The organism is Pseudomonas sp. TCU-HL1 (assembly GCF_001708505.1).
Taxonomy (GTDB): Bacteria; Pseudomonadota; Gammaproteobacteria; order Pseudomonadales; family Pseudomonadaceae; genus Metapseudomonas.
The window spans coordinates 2,374,585-2,392,153 of sequence record NZ_CP015992.1 but is presented as its reverse complement, the minus strand read 5'-3'; the positions used below and the strand labels follow the sequence as shown (position 1 = coordinate 2,392,153).

General features: G+C 64.6%; 15 protein-coding genes and 1 pseudogene. 5 read left to right on the top strand and 11 right to left on the bottom strand.

The window, feature by feature from the left end; genetic code table 11:
* Positions 1-12: 12 nt before the first annotated feature.
* From THL1_RS11020 to THL1_RS10995, 6 genes are all read right to left on the bottom strand, one after another.
* A complete protein-coding gene (locus THL1_RS11020; RefSeq protein WP_069083306.1) occupies positions 13-816 on the bottom strand; it encodes an AraC family transcriptional regulator in 804 nt (267 codons plus the stop codon).
* 241 nt (positions 817-1,057) lie between these two features.
* On the bottom strand, positions 1,058-1,501 hold the full coding sequence (locus THL1_RS11015) for a hotdog fold thioesterase (RefSeq protein WP_069083305.1): 444 nt from the start codon (positions 1,499-1,501) through the stop codon (positions 1,058-1,060).
* Positions 1,502-1,551: 50 nt separating this feature from the next.
* On the bottom strand, positions 1,552-3,219 hold the full coding sequence (locus THL1_RS11010) for an AMP-binding protein (RefSeq protein WP_069083304.1): 1,668 nt from the start codon (positions 3,217-3,219) through the stop codon (positions 1,552-1,554).
* Positions 3,220-3,324: 105 nt separating this feature from the next.
* Complete coding sequence (gene sixA, locus THL1_RS11005) at positions 3,325-3,789, bottom strand: phosphohistidine phosphatase SixA (RefSeq protein WP_069083303.1); 465 nt, start codon at positions 3,787-3,789, stop codon at positions 3,325-3,327.
* The gene (locus tag THL1_RS11000; RefSeq protein WP_069083302.1) at positions 3,786-4,133 is read right to left on the bottom strand and encodes a DUF4389 domain-containing protein; all 348 of its coding nucleotides are present in this window, start codon (positions 4,131-4,133) and stop codon (positions 3,786-3,788) included. Before THL1_RS11000 ends, sixA begins: the two co-directional genes overlap by 4 nt.
* A 28-nt stretch (positions 4,134-4,161) precedes the next feature.
* The gene (locus THL1_RS10995) at positions 4,162-5,184 is read right to left on the bottom strand and encodes an NAD(P)H-dependent glycerol-3-phosphate dehydrogenase (RefSeq protein WP_069083301.1); all 1,023 of its coding nucleotides are present in this window, start codon (positions 5,182-5,184) and stop codon (positions 4,162-4,164) included.
* A 323-nt stretch (positions 5,185-5,507) separates the two neighbouring features.
* Here THL1_RS10995 and THL1_RS10990 point away from each other — a divergent pair, with 323 nt between their 5' ends.
* The 3 genes from THL1_RS10990 to fabB all read left to right on the top strand — a co-directional run bounded on the left by THL1_RS10990 (position 5,508) and on the right by fabB (position 9,417).
* A complete protein-coding gene (locus tag THL1_RS10990; protein ID WP_069083300.1) occupies positions 5,508-7,415 on the top strand; it encodes an ATP-binding protein in 1,908 nt (635 codons plus the stop codon).
* A gap of 257 nt (positions 7,416-7,672) precedes the next feature.
* Complete coding sequence (gene fabA / locus THL1_RS10985) at positions 7,673-8,188, top strand: 3-hydroxyacyl-[acyl-carrier-protein] dehydratase FabA (RefSeq protein ID WP_069083299.1); 516 nt, start codon at positions 7,673-7,675, stop codon at positions 8,186-8,188.
* Between the two features lie 11 nt (positions 8,189-8,199).
* Positions 8,200-9,417 (top strand): beta-ketoacyl-ACP synthase I, encoded by a 1,218-nt coding sequence (gene fabB / locus THL1_RS10980; protein ID WP_069083298.1) that lies wholly within the window; start codon positions 8,200-8,202, stop codon positions 9,415-9,417.
* A gap of 66 nt (positions 9,418-9,483) precedes the next feature.
* On the opposite strand, the gene mddA is transcribed toward fabB, so the two are convergent.
* The 4 genes from mddA to THL1_RS10960 all read right to left on the bottom strand — a co-directional run bounded on the left by mddA (position 9,484) and on the right by THL1_RS10960 (position 14,680).
* Positions 9,484-10,257 (bottom strand): methanethiol S-methyltransferase, encoded by a 774-nt coding sequence (gene mddA, locus THL1_RS10975; RefSeq protein WP_069083297.1) that lies wholly within the window; start codon positions 10,255-10,257, stop codon positions 9,484-9,486.
* A 94-nt stretch (positions 10,258-10,351) separates the two neighbouring features.
* Positions 10,352-13,174, bottom strand: a complete 2,823-nt coding sequence (locus tag THL1_RS10970) for a PAS domain S-box protein (RefSeq protein ID WP_069083296.1) — start codon at positions 13,172-13,174, stop codon at positions 10,352-10,354.
* A 256-nt stretch (positions 13,175-13,430) separates the two neighbouring features.
* Positions 13,431-14,150 (bottom strand): response regulator, encoded by a 720-nt coding sequence (locus THL1_RS10965; RefSeq protein WP_069083295.1) that lies wholly within the window; start codon positions 14,148-14,150, stop codon positions 13,431-13,433.
* Between the two features lie 65 nt (positions 14,151-14,215).
* Positions 14,216-14,680, bottom strand: a complete 465-nt coding sequence (locus THL1_RS10960) for a DUF3859 domain-containing protein (protein ID WP_069083294.1) — start codon at positions 14,678-14,680, stop codon at positions 14,216-14,218.
* Between the two features lie 208 nt (positions 14,681-14,888).
* Here THL1_RS10960 and THL1_RS10955 point away from each other — a divergent pair, with 208 nt between their 5' ends.
* Positions 14,889-15,308 carry an OsmC family protein gene (locus tag THL1_RS10955; protein ID WP_069083293.1) on the top strand — a complete coding sequence of 140 codons (420 nt, stop codon included), beginning with the start codon at positions 14,889-14,891 and terminating at the stop codon, positions 15,306-15,308.
* A 20-nt stretch (positions 15,309-15,328) separates the two neighbouring features.
* Positions 15,329-16,189 carry a pirin family protein gene (locus tag THL1_RS10950; protein ID WP_069083292.1) on the top strand — a complete coding sequence of 287 codons (861 nt, stop codon included), beginning with the start codon at positions 15,329-15,331 and terminating at the stop codon, positions 16,187-16,189.
* Positions 16,190-16,407: 218 nt separating this feature from the next.
* Here THL1_RS10950 and THL1_RS10945 read toward each other — a convergent pair.
* Positions 16,408-17,470, bottom strand: a pseudogene (locus tag THL1_RS10945) (reverse transcriptase domain-containing protein).
* Positions 17,471-17,569 lie beyond the last annotated feature (99 nt).

Here is a 17,569-nt window from a genome sequence, read left to right as displayed (position 1 = left end):
GGGGATGGCGGATCAGCGGTTGCGCAGCTTCGCCGGTGGGGCGCCGTAGGTGCGGCGGAACAGTCGCGAGAAGTGCGCCTGGTCGTAGAAGCCCAGGCCCAGGGCCACGTCGCTCAGGTTCTCGCCGCGCAGCACACGTGGCAGGGCGCGCTCCAGGCGCAACTGAGTCAGCCATTGGTGCGGCGGCAACCCGCACTGGCGGTTGAAACGGCGCAGGGCCTGCCAGGGGCTGAGGCCGCAGAACGCAGCAAGCTCATCGAGCGAGGGCGGAGAATCCAGGCGAGATTCCAGCCACTCCCGCAGCCGCGCCCAGGTAAGCGCATCGAAGCCCTGCTCCGGCTCGCGGATGCGCAAGGTGGAGCCCTGTTCCAGCAGATTGGCCAGCGCCGGCCAGAGATGGCTTTCCTGCTCCAGCCGCGAGCCATGCAGCAGCGCGCCATGCAGGCCTTGAAGCTGCCCGCGCAGATCGGCATCGCGAAGGAGGCTGGTGGTCAGGCGCGGCGAACCCTGGCGGTCATCGCTCAAGGCGCGGCTGGCATCGTCCAGCCACTGCGGGTCGAAGGCCAGCACGCGGATCTGGTAGCCCTGCCCGTCCACGCCCGCGCCGTCATGAACCTGCTCAGGAGCCATCAGCAGCACATCCCCGGCGTCGGCCTGATGGCTTTCACCCTGGTGCCGGTAACGCTGCCGTCCGCGCACCAGCAATCCCACGTGGTACTCCAGATGGAAGTGCCGGGGGAAGCTGAAACGCTGGTACTCGGATTCGATCAGGCGAACGCCGGGCAGGCAGCTGGGGATGTGATTGCTTTGGTCCATGGGCGCCACTTTACTCCGTGGCACGGTGGCGTTCTTGGACAAAATTGCGGGGGTGGCTGATGGGTATCGTCTCGCCCCCAACCACGGGCTTCTGTAGGGTGTAAATCGCTTTTTTATTTCCACCGCTCGATGCCCGCCCCTACTCCGATGGTGGACCGGTGAAGCGTGCCCCCCTACGGAAGCACCGTGCACAGGTCGTTCGCGAGCAGAGCTCGCTCCTACGGAGCCGTCCCCAAAGGCGTCATTGCCGTGGCGGCTCGGCACCAAGAGGGACAATCGCCATGGTCAGGCGGGAAATGCAGCTGGGCTTGCCATCTTCGCCTGCGAGTCGGATATCCCAGACATGGGTGGTGCGGCCCAGGTGCACCGGGCGGGCGACAGCCGTGACACGGCCACTGCGCAGGCCACGCAGGTGGTTGGCATTGACTTCCAGCCCTACGCAGTAGAAGCGGCTGGTGTCGATGCACAGGTAGCTGGCGGTGGAGCCAAGGGTTTCCGCCAAAACCACTGAGGCGCCGCCATGCAGCAGGCCGTAGGGTTGGTGGGTTCGCGGGTCGACCACCATGCTGGCGGTCAGGGAGCCTTCATCGAACGCCTCGAAACGGATATCCAGGCCTTCGCCGATGGTGTGCTTCAGGGATTCGTTGAGGTGCGCAAGATCGGGGGTTCGTTGCCACAGGCCCATGGGTCGCTCCTTGGTCAAAGGCCGGGACGACGCGTCCCGGCCGGGCAGGATCATTCGTGCCAGAGCACCGCTTCCTGACGCTCGATCCATTCTGGGAAGCGCTTGCCGTAGGCGTCTTCCACCATGTTGCGCTTGATCTTCAGGGTGGGTGTGAGGAAGCCGTTGTCCACTGCCCAGACCTCTTTGACCAGCACCAGACCGTGCAGGCGTTCGTGCTTGTCGAGTACGCCGTTGACCTCCTCCAGCAGGCCGCGCAGGCTGACTTCCAGCTCAGCGCGGGCACTGTTGGCCGCCTCCTGGCGGCCGACCTCGGACAGCACGCAGAGGGCCATGGGCTGCGGCAGCCCATCGCCCACCACGCAGACCTGCTCAATGCGCGGATGCACCGCCAGGCGATTCTCGATGGGCGCCGGGGCCACGTACTTGCCCTTGCTGGTCTTGAAGATTTCCTTGATACGCCCGGTCAGGCGCAGGTTGCCATTGGCGTCTTGTTCACCCTTGTCGCCGGTGCGCAGGTAGCCGTCATCGGTGAGAGTTTCGGCCGTGCGGACAGGGTCCTTGTAGTAACCCTGCATGGTGGCACCGCTGCGCACCTGCACTTCGCCCTCTTCACTGATGCGCACTTCCACGCCAGGGCTGTAGCGGCCGATCCAGCCGGGCTTCACCTCGCCCTTGCGGCACAGGTGGGAGTAGCCGCAGTTCTCGGTCATGCCGTAGACCTCCAGCACCTCCAGGCCGAGGCGCTTGTACCAGTTCAGCAACGCCTCGGGCACCGGCGCGGCGCCGCACAGGGCGTTGCGTACGGCATCCAGGCCGAGGCCGGCGAGCACCTTGCGCCCGATCATGCGGCCGATGACGGGCAGCCTGAGCAGGCGATCGAGCTTCTGCGCCGGCATCTTGGAATAGACGCCCATCTGGAACTTGGTCCAGATCCGCGGCACGCCGAAGATGGCGGTGGGCCGGGCGCGGCGCAGATCGTCAAGGAAGGTGTCCAGGCTCTCGGCGAAGAACACTGTCTGCCCGGCATAGAGCGATCCCATCTCGACGAACATGCGCTCGGCCACGTGACAGAGCGGCAGGTAGGACAGCAGGCGGTCATCCTCGCCAGTCTGGAACAGTTGCACGCCATGGCTGGCGGCGAAGGCGAAGTTGCTGAAGTTGTGCATCACCCCCTTGGGCGTGCCCGTGGTGCCGGAGGTGTAGATGATGGTGGCGAGCTGGTCGGGAGCGCCCTTGGGGCTGTCCTGGATCGGATTGCAGGCCTGCAGGTCTGACCAACTGAACTCGAACTCACCCACGGGATGGATGGGCAGGGCAACGGTTGGGACGCCTGTGGGCACGCCACTGGCCATGGACGGCCAGTCGTCGAGTTTGCCGATGAACGCCAGCGCCGACTCAGAGTGTTCCAGCACCTGGCGGACCGAGTCGGCCGTGAGGTTGGGATAGAGGGGAACGGAAACATGCCCGGCCATCCAGATCGCCAGGTCGGCGACTATCCAGTGGGCGCAGTTCTTGGAAATGATCGCGATTCGGCTGCCCTGGGGTAGCTCCCTGCCCCGCAGCCAGCTGGCTGCACGGCGGGCCTGCTCGCCCACGTCGGCCCAGGTCAGCTCTTCGAGCCGGCCGCCGCCGAGTGGCTGGACCAGGTAGCGCTTGTTCGGGTGACGAGCTTCACGCTCAAAGAACATTTCAAGCGGCAAACGGACTGCATCAGCCACAGGGCCTCCTCCTTTTTTCTTTTTTGTGGGGGACAACCAAGCACTTGCTTGGGCGACTATTCCACGCACCCGGAGGAGGCGCAAGTTAAGAAATGTTGCGAATCGTCAGTGATGGCGAGCGTGATGCAGCGACCGCAAGGACATCAGGCCTGGAATCAGCAGGTCGCCTTCCAACTCGGCCAGGCTGGCCGTGCTCATGGGCAAGGGTTCCTGGCGATGGCCATGGATCAACAGGCCCGCCAGTTCGCTGACGAAGGGATTATGGGTGACCAGCAAAAGGTCCTGCTCGCCGCGTTCAGCGAGGAAGTTCAGGGCTTCACGCGGATCGCTGTCAGGGGTCAGCCAAGGCGCGGTGCCCACGGCGCCTTTGAAACCCAGGGCATCGCGAATCAGCTCGGCAGTCTGCTGCGCCCGAACGTAGGGGCTGGCGAGTATCGCGCCCAGCGGCCGCCCGGCGAGCTGGGCCGCGCTGTGCAGCACTTCCTTGCGGCCGTGGCGGGTCAGCTCGCGCTCGGCGTCGGTGCGAGCGCGCGGCTCGGCCTCGCCGTGGCGCAGCAGCCAGAGCCTCATAGCTTGGGCTCTTCATCACGTACCGGGTGGGCGGCAGGCGGCACCTCATGGGGGGCTTCGCCTTCGGCTGCGCGGGCAGCGGGCCAGTCGGCGAAGGGCCAGGGCTTTTCTTCGGTATTGAAGGTGCCGAAGCGGCCGATCTGCGCCAGGTACTGGCTCAGGCTATCGCCGAAGGACAGCAGGCCGCCATTGGGCGCACCGTAGAAGGCACGGTAGCCGAGCTGCAGCAGGACCACGGCGCCGAGGACGATCTCGGCCAGTTGCCAGACGATGACGAAAATCAGCATCCAGAGGACGCGCAGCAGGATGTGTTCACGCTGCAGGTCGTCGCGCTCATCACTCATGGGGAATCTCCTTGTCCGAAAGCGTGGCTCAGAAGCCAGTCGTTGGAATGAAGTCTACGTCCGTCTTGGGTTCGCCGCGCATCAGTACCTCGATCACCTGCGCCAGCGTACGCCCCTCGAAAAGGATGGCATGCAGGCCCGCGACCAGTGGCATGTAGACCTGGAGCTCTTCGGCGCGGGTCTTGAGCACCTTGAGGGTGTTCACGCCCTCGGCCACCTCGCCCAGGCGCGCCACGGCATCGTCGAGGCTGAGGCCTTCGCCCAGGGCATAGCCCACCTGGTAGTTACGGCTCTTGGGCGAGGAGCAGGTGACGATCAGGTCGCCCACGCCGGCCAGGCCGAGGAACGTCATGGGGTTGGCCCCGAGCTTGACGGCGAAACGGGTCATCTCCGCCAGCGCGCGGGTAATCAGCATGCTTTTGGTGTTTTCGCCCATCTCCAGCGCGGCCGCCATGCCGGCGATGATCGCGTAGACGTTCTTCAGCGCGCCGCCCAGCTCGACACCGAAGCGGTCCTGGCTGGCGTAGACGCGGAAGGTACGGCCATGCAGGGCTTCCTGCACACGCGTGCAGAGTTCGGCATCCTCGCTGGCAACCACGGTGGCGGTCAGCGCGTGGTCGGCGACTTCCTTGGCCAGGTTGGGGCCGGATATCACGCCGATACGTGCATCCGGGGCCACCTCTTCGAGAATCTGGCTCATCAACTTGAAGGTATGCGCCTCGATGCCCTTGGTCGTGCTGACCAGGAACTTGCCGGTCAGTTGCCCGGCCACGGGCTCGAGCACCTTGCGCAGGGCGCTGGATGGCAAGGCGACGAACACCAGCTCGCAATCGGCGAGCACGGCGGGCAGGTCAGTGTCCGGCTCCACGCCGGGATGGATCTTCACGCCCTTGAGGTAGCGCGGGTTCTCGCGCTGGGTACGGATCGCCTCGGCCTGCTCGGGGTCGCGCATCCAGTGGCGCACGCGCTGGCCATTCTCGGCCAGCAGGTTGGCAATGGCGGTGCCGAAGCTGCCGCCGCCTAGCACCGCGACGGGTTGCTGTTCAGTCATAACGGATCCATGTAGGCCATTGGATGGCGAATCCACGCATTATACGGAGGCGCCGTCGGCCAGCCAGCCTCTATCCAGAGGCTTTGCGCTGGCAAAGTGCCAATCCTCGGTTAAGATGCCACAGTTTTTTGACGCCAAGGTTGCCATTCGCTCCCGGACAATCCCCCGCGCTTCAAAATTTCCCCCAGCATTGGGGCATAACGGGACTAAAGTTCCTGCATGGATCTGCCCCCACGGACGACCCAGCACCGAGGCCGAAGGACGATGTGCCAACCCGCCCCCCGACCCCCAACCCGCACCGCCGCCGCAGGAGAGCCGCGCCTATGAGTTTGCGGCAGCGCGGGGATATCCATACCCGCACCCAGCTGATCAGCCTCGGTCCAGCATTGCTGCTCACACTGTTGCTCACTGGCTTCTTCACCTTCGCCCGCCTCCAGGACTTGCGCCAGGAGCTGAACCACACCGGCCAACTGATCGCCAGCCAGCTCGCCCCGGCCGCGGAATACGGCGTGGTCACCGGCAACCTGGAGGTGCTGGAGGGGCTGCTCCAGGCCAGCCTGGGCACGCCCCATGTGCGGTTCCTCGAAGTACGGGACCGCGCCGACAATATCCTGGTCTATCTGGAACAGCAGGAAAGCCTGGAGAAGAGCGGTGCCCAGGTGGAAGTGTTCCACGCACCGATCATCCAGCAGCAGCTGCACCTGCAGGCCCGTCGCACCCTGGCCCGTAGCGACGGCCGCAGCCACGACGGCAACTACCTGGGCCGGGTCGTGGTCGGCATGTCCAACGATGCCTTCAGCAGCCGCCAGCAGGAAATCCTCTTCAAGGCCACGGTGCTGGCCCTGATCGCCCTGCTCCTGACTTTCCTCCTCGCTCGCCGCCTGGCCACCCGCCTGTCGCAACCCATCAGCGCCATGAGCGAAGCAGTCAAGGCCATCCAGGACGGCAACTACAATGCCAGCCTGCCGGTGGTGGACGATAGCGAACTGGGGAACCTGGGCCGCCACATCAACAACCTCGCCAGCGGCCTGTCGCAGGCCAGCCACGAACAGCAACAGGCCATGGACCAGTTGATCAAGGCCCGCGAGGAGTCGGAAATGGCCAACCGCGCCAAATCCGACTTCCTGGCGATAATGAGCCATGAACTGCGCACACCCATGAATGGCGTGCTGGGCATGCTGCAATTGCTCGAAACCACCGAGATGAACGAGGAACAGGCGGAATACGCCGCCCTGGCCACGGAGTCCACCGAGCACCTGCTGAAGGTGATCAACGACATTCTCGATTTCTCCCGCATCGAACGCGGCGCGCTGGAACTGGAGCGCATCCCCTTCAACCTGCTGGACCTGATCCTCAGCTCCGTGCAGGTGTTCCAGCACAGCGCCCAACAGCGCGGGTTGGTCCTGACCCTGGACACCCAGGAAGGCCTGGAGCGAGTGGAAGCCCAAGGCGACCCGACGCGCCTGAGGCAGATCCTGGTGAATCTGGTAGGCAATGCGCTGAAGTTCACCGAGGAAGGCGGCATCAGGGTGGAAACCCGCTGGCAGGCCCTCGATAGTGAGGTGCTCTGGCTTACCTGCGCCGTGCGCGACAGCGGTATCGGCATCCCGCCGGACCGCCTGGAGCATATGTTCGACGCGTTCCAGCAGGCCGACCATTCGATTTCCCGCCGCTATGGGGGCACCGGTCTCGGCCTGCCCATCGCCCGCACCCTGGCCGAGCGCATGGGCGGCACCCTGCGGGCCGAAAGCCATGAAGGCTCGGGTTCGGTGTTCACCCTGGAAATTCCCCTGCCGTTCCGCCCCCTGGGAACGGATGCGCTCTCCAGCCAGGACCCAGGCCATCGGGATGGCAACGGCCAGCACGTGCTGCTGGTGGAAGACAACCCGGTGAACCAGACCGTGATCGAAGCCATGCTGCGCAGCCTGGGGTATCAGGTCAGCCTGGTGGGGGATGGCGCCCAGGCGGTGCACCAGGCTTCGCGCCATCCCTACGCCGCCATCCTCATGGACTGCCGCCTGCCAGTACTGGACGGCTACGAGGCCACCCGCCAGATTCGCCAGATGAATGGCAGCGCAACGCTGCCGATTATCGCCCTCACCGCAAACGCCCTTCAGGGCGACCGTGAAGCCTGCCTGGCGGCGGGCATGAACGATTACCTGGCCAAGCCCTTCAAGCGCGCCGACCTGCTGCGTGTGATGCAACGTTGGCTGAGCAAGCCGTCGGACTGAATTGAAAGGTGCCGTTTCCAGACATTCGTCGAGTGTCCGGGAATGGTAAAGTGCACCACGATTTGCGCGTGGAGTGCCCCTGGCACGCCCTTTGTGGCTGGTTTCCGTCATCAAGTGAACGACTGTGCTCGCCACTCTGTGACTTTCACCGCAACGCAACAGTCTATGACTAGTCTGCCGACAGACGCCCAAGTACGCGCGCGGCAGAAGGATGAATGCAAATCCCTGTGCCGCACGGGGACCATTGAGGAGCTCGCATGACCAAACAAAACGCCTATACCCGGGAAGACCTGCTGCGCTGCAGTCGCGGCGAGCTGTTCGGCCCAGGTAATGCGCAACTGCCCGCCCCCAACATGCTGATGATCGATCGCATCGTGCATATCAGCGAAACCGGCGGGAAGTACGGCAAAGGCGAGATCGTCGCCGAGCTCGACATCAATCCCGACCTGTGGTTCTTCGCCTGCCACTTCGAAGGCGACCCGGTCATGCCCGGCTGCCTCGGCCTCGACGCCATGTGGCAGCTGGTCGGTTTCTACCTCGGCTGGCAGGGCAATCCCGGCCGCGGCCGTGCCCTGGGCTCCGGCGAAGTCAAGTTCTTCGGCCAGATCTTGCCGTCCGCGAAAAAGATCACCTACAACATCCACATCAAGCGCACTATTAATCGTTCGCTGATCCTCGGCATTGCCGATGGCACCGTTGCCGTCGACGGCCGCGAGATATACAGCGCCGAAGGCCTGCGCGTCGGCCTGTTCACCTCTACCGACAGCTTCTGAAGGACATCCGCATGCGTCGCGTCGTGATCACTGGCCTGGGCATCGTTTCCTGCCTGGGCAATGACAAAGCCACCGTTTCCGAGAACCTGCGCACCGGCCGTTCCGGTATCCGCCACAACCCCTCCTATGCGGAGATGGGTCTGCGCAGCCAGGTCTCAGGCTCCGTCAACCTGAACCTGGAAGAGCTGATCGATCGCAAGCTCTTCCGCTTCATGGGTGATGCCGCTGCCTACGCCTACCTGGCCATGCAGCAGGCTATCGAAGACGCCGGCCTGACCGCCGAGCAGATCTCCAACCCGCGCGTAGGCCTGATCGCCGGCTCCGGTGGCGCGTCCACTGTCAACCAGATGGAAGCCATCGACACCCTGCGCGAGAAAGGCGTCAAGCGCATCGGCCCATACCGCGTGACCCGCACCATGGGCAGCACCGTTTCCGCGTGCCTGGCCACCCCCTTCCAGATCAAGGGCGTGAACTTCTCCATTTCCTCCGCCTGCGCCACCAGCGCGCATTGCATCGGCCAGGCCATGGAGCAGATCCAGCTGGGCAAGCAGGACATGGTCTTCGCCGGCGGCGGTGAAGAAGAACATTGGAGCCAGAGCTGCCTGTTCGACGCCATGGGCGCCCTGTCCACCCAGTACAACGAAACCCCCGAGCGCGCCTCCCGCGCCTACGACGCCAAGCGTGACGGCTTCGTCATCGCCGGCGGCGGCGGCATGGTCGTGGTCGAGGAGCTGGAACACGCGCTCAAGCGCGGCGCCAAGATCTACGCGGAAATCGTCGGCTACGGCGCGACTTCCGACGGCTACGACATGGTTGCTCCGAGCGGCGAAGGCGCCATCCGCTGCATGCAGCAAGCGCTGTCCACCGTCGACACGCCGATCGACTACCTGAACACCCACGGTACCTCTACCCCCGTGGGCGACGTGGCGGAAATCCGCGGCGTACGTGCAGTGTTTGGCGACAAGGCACCGGCCATCAGCTCCACCAAGAGCCTGTCTGGCCACTCCCTGGGCGCCGCTGGCGTGCAGGAAACCATCTACTGCCTGCTTATGATGGAAGGCAAGTTCATGGCCGGCTCCGCCAACATTGACGAGCTGGACCCGGAAGTGGCCGACCTGCCGATCCTGCGCCAGACCCAGGAAAACGCGAAGGTTGACACCGTGATGTCGAACAGCTTCGGCTTCGGCGGCACCAACGCCACCCTGGTACTGAAGCGCTACCAGGGCTGATTGCCCCGGTAGACTCCGAAATGCAGAAAGGGCGCCGATTCAGGCGCCCTTTCTGTTTTTGCAGCCTCAAGCCGCTTCGCGGTTACCTTCCGACTTGTCGCGACCACCGACACGCGGCAGCAGCATGGGTACCTGGCGCCGGTAATCGGCGTACTCCGGGTGTGCCCGCAGCAGGTCGCGCTCTTCCAGCTGGATGGCAGCGAGGATGTAGATACTGGTCAGCACGGCAAACAGCAGGTGAGTCGCCGTCATGGTCGGGGCCGCCCAGAAGCACAGGAACCAGCCCAGGTACAGTGGATGCCGCACCAGCTTGTAGGCGCCCGGCATCTTGAACACCAGCGCGGTATAGGGCTTACCCAGCAGGTTCAGCCAGACCTGCCGCAGGCCGAACAGGTCGAAGTGATTGATCAGCAAGGTGGCGTAGAACACCAGCGCCCAGCCGAAGCCGAAGGTTGCGCCCAGCACCAGCCGGCCGGAGCGGTTCTCGATGCTCCAGATCTCACCGCCCAGGGGCTGCCAGTACCTGTACAGCAGGATCAGCGCAAGGCTGGAAAACAGCACATAGGTGCTGCGTTCGGCCGCCGGCGGTATCCATTGGGTCCACCAGGCCTTGAAGGCCGGGCGGGCCATTAGGCTGTGCTGGACGGCGAACACACCCAGCAGCAATACGTCGATCCCCAGGGCAGTCCAGAACGGCAGGCGCGGCTCGCCATCCAGGGTTCGCGGGGCGAACGGCAGATTGGCGATGAAGCCGATGGAATAGACGAAGGTGGCGAAGAAGATCAGGTAGCTGATCAGGCCGTATAAGAGAATCGAAACGCGCTTGAAGTAGGTGAACATGATGCGCTCCTGCCTGGGGTTCTGGTCGGCGGCATCGCCCCGCCTTGGACACCAGCTTGGTCCCGGCCTGTATCAGCCCGATGGCTGGCAGCGCTCAGTTTGTTTCCGCTTTGTATCCACTCCTCGGGCTGCCCAGCCACGCCTGCAACAACTGATGCAGGCGCTGCTGGTTCAACGGTTTGGTCAGCAACGCCTTCACGCCCTGCTGCTGCACCTCGCTCTCCAGAAGCGAATCACTGAAGCCGGTGTAGAGCACGATGGGCAGGTCGGCGCGGGACGCCAGCAGGCGCCGCGCCAGCTGCAAGCCGGAAAGGCGCGGCATGCTCTGGTCGAGAATGACGAAATCCCAGCCGTAGGGATCGGCGCACAGCAGCTGGCTGGCCTGCTCCGCGTCGCAGAAGATGCCGGCTTCCAGTCCCCAGCCCTCGAGCAGTTCCCCCATGAACTCCGCCACCGTGGCGTCGTCGTCCACCACCGCCACCCGCCCACAAAGGGCCGAACGCAGCAGCGGGCGCTCGGTCATCGGGGAGCTCGCCACTTCCGCAGGCGCCGCCGGGCCGTGGGCCGGCATCAGCACCCGGAAGGTGGCGCCCTGCCCCGGTGCACTGTCCAGGTGGATATGGCCGCCGTACTCATGGACGATGCCGTGCACCATGGACAGGCCCATGCCGCTACCCTGGCCACTGGCCTTGGTGGAGAAGAACGGCTCGAAGATCTGCGTACGCAAGGTTGGGTCGATTCCCGGCCCGCTGTCACTCACGGTAAGCGCAACATAGGGGCCCTTGATTCGCTGCTGGCAGGACGCGCAGACGCCCTCCAGTTCCTGCTGGCACAGGCTCACCCGCAACTGGCCGACGCTACCCATGGCATCGCGAGCGTTGATGCAGAGGTTCATTAGCACCTGTTCCAGTTGCACAGGGTCTGCCAGCACCTGCGGCAGGCCGTGGTCCAGTTTCACCTCCAGCTCGACGGTCGCCGGCAAGGTCGACTCCACCAGGCGGATGAAGTCGCCCAGCAAGAGGTCAAGCGCCACCACCTGGGGCTTGCCGCGACTGCCACGGCTGAAGGTGAGCATCTGCTGGATCAGGTCACGGGCCTTCTCCGCCGAGCGCTGCACGCGGGACAGGTACTTGCCGAGCCGCTCATCCCCCCCCTGCTCCGCCAGCTCCTGGGCCATCACGGTGTAGCCGAGCATGCTGGTGAGCAGGTTGTTGAAGTCGTGGGCGATACCCCCGGTGAGATGCCCGATGGCTTCCATGCGCTGGGCCTGGCGCAACTGCTGTTCCAGGCGGGCGCGCTCCTCTTCGGCCTGGGTACGCTCGGTGATATCGCGCAGGTAACAGATGAAGCGCGGCCCCTCGTCACCCGGCACCTGGGTCAGCGCCAGCTCGGCGGAGAATTCACGGCCATCGGCACGTTGGGCCACCACTTCCATGCGTTTGCCGAGGAAGGCACCGTGCCCGGTCTGCAGATAGTGCTCCAGCGCGTGTTCGTAGGCATCGCGGAAGCGCGGCGGGATGATCAGCTTCAGCAGCGAGTGGCCTAGCGCCTGCTCGCGGCTGATGCCAAAGCACTGCTCCGCCGCCGGGTTGAAGGCCAGCACCCGCCCCGCCTCATCCATGCTGATGAAGCAATCCAGAGCCGTGTTGGTAATGGCCCGGTACTGCATTTCGCTGGCGCGCAGGGCCTGCTCGGCTTCCTTGCGCTGGGTGATCTCGCGGGTGATGCCGAGGATGCGGTCAATGCCGCCAATGGCCACGCGCTTGAGCAGCACCTCATCCCAATGCAGAGTCCCGTCGCGGTTGCGCCGGTGCCATTCGAAGCGCTGCACCTGTCCCGCGGCGGCACGCGCAAGGTGGCCGGCAGCCTCCTTGCCGGTATAGGGCGAATAGCCGGCGCTGAAGGCGTCGATTTCCAGCTTGAGCATTTCCTCGTAGCTGTAGCCATAGGCGCGGCAAGCCTTGGGGTTCACGTCCACCAGGACGCCACTCTCGATGTCGTGGACGAAGATGGCGTCTTCGGATGTATTGAAGATCGCCCGGTAGCTGGCTTCAGCCTCCAGGCGCTCGATTTCCGCAGCGGCCCGCACCGAGAAGATACGCAGTACCGACTCGACCTTGTCGCGATCGCTCATGGGCCCCAGGCGTCCGGCAGCGATCAACCCCAGGGGGCGGCCGTCGCTGGCGAACAGCGGGTAGCCGGCGTAGCTGTCGACGCCGAAGGCGGCCAGCACGTCGTCGCGGGGGTAGGAACTGCGCAGGTCGCGGGGCACGAAGTGGAAGCTGCGGCCGAACACCTCGGCGCAGGGCGTGCCGTTGAGATCGTAGGTGGCGTTCTGGTGCAGCTTGCCCTCGTAGTAAAGCGCCAGGGTGGTCAGGCGCTGTGGGCCCTCATCGCTGATACGGCTGACAAAGGCAAAGTCGGCATTCAGCGAACGCACCATGTAGCGCGCGATGGCCTCAAACACTTCGTTGCCGGTGGCGGCGGACACTCCCAGGGCGACGAAGCGCAGGACTTCTTCCAGGCTCTTGCGGGAGCTGATGTCGGTGGAGATACCACAGATGGCGCTGACCCGGCCTTCGCTGTCGAACAACGGAAACTTGTTCGACAGGTAAGTACGGATTCCACCGCCCATGGGCACCTGTTCCTCGAACTCCAATTCATGGCCGAGCTGGATCACTCGCAGGTCATTGGCCCGCAGTACGTCGGCGATTTCCGGGGGGAAGAACTCGTGGTCGGTATGCCCCAGCACCCGCTCGGCCCGCACCTTGAATAAGCGCTCGAAAGCACGATTGACCAGTACCAGGCGGCCGTCCAGGTCCTTCACGTAGATCACCGCACTGCTGTTATCGACGATCTGCCGGAGGCGATGTTCCTCGGCGCTGACGGCGAAGCGGCTGGTCAGGGGCTGACTCACCAGGAGACCCTCCGGACGTGGGCGGACAGCCTGAGTATAGAGACAGCCCGGCCGCGCCCGCAGCGGCCTCGGGGCGATTGAAACAATTGAAACAAAGGGGCGGCTACATTCGCCAAGGGCGGCACCGTTTCAAGGGTGGACGTCGCTCTTTACGTCCACCAGCGGTGCTCGTTGTGCGCACGAATGGTGGATCGGTAAAGCGTGATCCACGGCCGTTACGCGGCTTTCGCGAATGAGTTCGCTCCTACGATCGGCCTCATCCCGGGACGAACATGTAGCCGACGCCGCGCACGGTGCGGATGATCTGCGGCTTGTCCGGGTCCGCTTCCAGCTTGCGGCGCAGGCGCGCGATGCGGATGTCGATGGAGCGGTCGAAGGGGTTCCAGTCGCGATGTTGGGTCAGGTTCAGCAACTGGTCGCGGGACAGCGGCCGGTTGGGGCGCTGGGCGAAGGCCTGGAGCAGGTCGAACTCCATGGCGGTGAGCGGAATTTCCTCACCTGCCGCATCGAACAGCTGACGGCTCTGGAGGTCGAGGCGACACAGGCCCAGTTGCAAGCAGGTGCTTTCAGTTTCAACGGCAGGCTGCGCAAGGGCGGCTGGCGCGCGGCGATAACGCCGCAGCACGGTCTTGACCCGTGCCAGCAGCTCGCGAGGGTCGAAGGGCTTGGCCAGGTAATCGTCGGCACCTACCTCCAGGCCGACGATGCGGTCCAGCGGCGTTCCAGCGCCGGACACCATGATCACCGGCAAATCGTGATGTTCGCGCAGGAAGCGCGCCAGGCTCAGGCCATCCTCGCCGGGCAGGCCGACGTCCAGCAGCACCAGGTCGGGCAGCGCCTCGACCAGCCGCGCACGCAGCTGGCGGCTGTCGGCCACGGCGTGGACCTGATAGCCCTGGCCGCCGAGGTAATCCAGCAACAGTTCGCGGATCGCCTCGTCGTCGTCGACCACCAGGATGCTGATCTGTTCGGCCATGGGCCCGTGCCTCTCACCTGCTTCGGACCCAGCGACTATAGCGCGCCATGGCAACGCGCGCGGGCTCAGCGGACGGTGAAACGTTGCTCGGCCAGCAGGCGATCACCCTGGAAGACCATGAAGCGCCACTCGCCCGGCACCACTTCGTGATGCTCGGTGAATTCGAAGGCCATGACATCCATGGGCGCGCCGGGAGCCATCTTCTGCTCGACCACGAACTTGTCGTGACGCTTGCCGTCCGGCGTGACCACGCCGGGGGTCAGGTACAGCAGGGTCAGCGGCGTGTCCTTCTCCTGCTTGCCGACCAGCGTGTAGCGCATGCCGAACTTGGTGCCCAGCTTGGCCGGGATCTCATCGGTGACCTCAATGGTCGGGTTGCTGCGGGTCAATACGCGCTCGCCCGGCTGGAATTCCTTGTACTGGGATTCGAAGATGCCGTACTCCACCGGGCCGTCTACCCGTACGTCAGCCAGGGCGACGCCGGAAGCCAGGCCCAGGGCCATGAGTGCTGTCATTCGAAAGGGGATCATGTCGCGCTCCTTGTTTGCTGTGGCGCGAGGTTATGACGTGCCCATGACAGCCTCGTGACAGACTCAGTACCCGGCTTCGCCCCGGTGCTTGCGGGGCAGTACGGCGAGGAAATTCTCCCGCGCTACCTTGCGCGCCCGGCTGCCCGGCCATCGCCCTTTGCGTTAGCCTACCCGGGACTTCATTCGCTCACCGGCCAGGAGGCCCTCCATGACGATCCGTCTCACCCGTGATTCCGCCGACGGCACTCGCCAGCGCATCGAACTGGATGGCAAGGCAGCGCTGTTCACCGACCTGCCGACGGACCTGGGGGGTGCCGGCGCGGACCCGGAGCCCCATGACTATTTCGATGCCGCCCTGGGCAGCTGCAAGGCCCTGACCGTCACCTACTACGCCCAGAAGAACGGCATTCCACTGACCGGCGTGGACGTGGCCGTGACCCGCGATGACAGCGAGGAACGCAAGGGGCATTACCGCCTGGACGTGAAGCTGACGCTGCGCGGCGCCCTCACTGACGAGCAACGCGCCACCCTGCTGCGCATCGCCGACAAGTGCCCGGTGCACAAGCTGATGACCCAGGTGGACGTGAGTATCGAAACGCGCCTTGCCGAAGGCGACTTCAGCCAGTGACCCACGCAGGAAGTCCGAGCATGAGCATCCTCACCATCCGCCCACGCGCCGAAGAGGTGGCCGGGCACCCCATCCTCCGCCCGCTGCCTTCGGCCCAGTGCCGCAGCGTCGGGCCCTTCGTGTTCTTCGACCACATGCTGGAAGCGAATTACGCCCCCGGCACGGGCATGGACGTGCGCCAGCATCCCCACATCGGCCTGTCCACCCTCACCTACCTGTTCGAAGGCGAGCTGCAGCACAAGGACAGCCTGGGCTCTGACCAGTTGGTGAAGCCCGGCGACGTCAGCTGGATGACCGCCGGCCGGGGCGTCGCCCATGTCGAGCGCACCCCCTCCGGCCTTATAGCTAGCGGCTCCCGCGCCCATGGCCTGCAGGTCTGGCTGGCTCTGCCGAAGGAGTTCGAAGACTGCGAACCCAGCTATAGCCATCATCCGGCCGCCAGCCTGCCACAGCAGGAAGCGCTCGGCGTGCGCATCCGGCTGATCGCGGGCACGGGCTTCTGCCTGGAATCACCCGTTCCGGTGCTCTCCCCCACCCTGTACGCCGACCTGCAGTTGGAGGCCGGCGCCACGCTGACCATCCCTTGCGAGCATCCCCAGAGGGCGCTGTACCTACTGGAGGGCGAAGCCTCGCTCGACGACCAGCCGCTGGAGCCACGCAGCCTGGTGGTTCTGCCCGAAGGCGTGGAGTTCGTGCTTTCGGCATGCGGCAGCTGCCAACTCGTGATGATCGGCGGCGCTCAACTGGATGGCCCAAGGCGGATGAACTGGAACTTCGTCTCCAGCAGTCCGGAGCTGATCGACCAGGCGCGCAACCGTTGGTCAGCAGGCGACTGGCCGACCGTGCCGGGCGAAACCAGCCGCATCGAATTGCCGCGCTGAGCGCCTCGCCCCCACAGACAGAGGGCCCGCTCTTGTAGGTTGTGGCTGAGCTGCGCGAAGCCCAACGCGCAGCCTGATCGGGAATCGTCGGGTTTCGCTTCCAAGAGAAACAAGCGCCCTTGCAAATCGGCATAGGGGACGGCCTTCGCAGGCCGTTCCCCTGCCACACCACCCGGCATGCGGGTCCGCACCGGGCGGTTCGAGAGATTGAGGTTAGATCAGGCGGGTAGCCCCAAACGGTCGAACCAGGCGATATTCAGCACTCGATTCAGCTCCAAGGAGCTGTTGCGCCACCAACGACGGGTGTTCCTCGCCACTTGCCGTGCCGTTCCCTCACTGGCGCCAAGTGCTCGCAGCGCTTTGTAGGTCGTCGTCCCACGCTTCCAATGCTTGAGCCGGATCGCTCGCAGGCGGTGTCGTATCCATTCATCCAGCTCTCGCCAGACGCCTGGTGTCTGTGACAAGCCAAAGTAAGCTTTCCAACCCAGCAGGTAAGGGCGCAAGCCATCGACAACTTGCTGCAGGCTGCGTCCGCTTGAGCGTCGGGTGTACCAGCGAATCCGCTGCTTGAACTGCTGTTGCGCCTTATAGGATGCAGCCCGCTTGACTTCGCCTCGCCTGGACCACAACGCGTAACCCAGAAACTTACGGCCAAACGCGTTGGCCACCGCACTCTTGTGCTCATTGGCACTCAAGTGCAGCCGTCCATACAAGCGCTTCAGCCAGGCCATCACCCGTTCACCTGCCTTTTGACTGCGCACGTAGACGTTCGCGTCGTCGGCGTAGCGCACGAAACAATGGCCTCTGCGCTCCAGCTCCCGATCCACTTCATCCAGCAGCACGTTCGCCAGCAACGGCGACAGCGGGCCGCCTTGCGGCGCCCCGCAGCGGCTTTTCTCGATCACACCAGCCTTTAGCGTTCCAGCATCCAGATAGGCACGCACCAGCCGGATCACCGGCCGGTCCGCAATCCGTTTGCCCAAACGATCAATCAGAATGTCGTGATCGACCCGGTCGAAGAACTTCTCCAGGTCCACATCCACCACGATTCGCCGCCCTGAAGCGACATACCGCTGCGCCGCGAGAATCGCGCCGTGGGCGTTACGACCCGGACGAAAACCGTAGCTGTGCTCACTGAAGGTGGGATCGAGGATTGGCCTTGACGCGCTTCCACGCGCGTTGCAGGTTGCCTCTCGCAAAGGCGCGTTGCAGCAGCCCTTGCCCTGCGCTTTCGGGATCACCTTGCGGGCGCAATGCCTCGTCGCTGACGGAGCGATTCACGGCTTCACCGTTTCTCGTCGGCGTCCGCCCCGCGTTTGGCGGGCATCTGACTTCCGGTCATGTCGCATCAAGATGGCCTATGGCGCTCTCTCTCGTTCG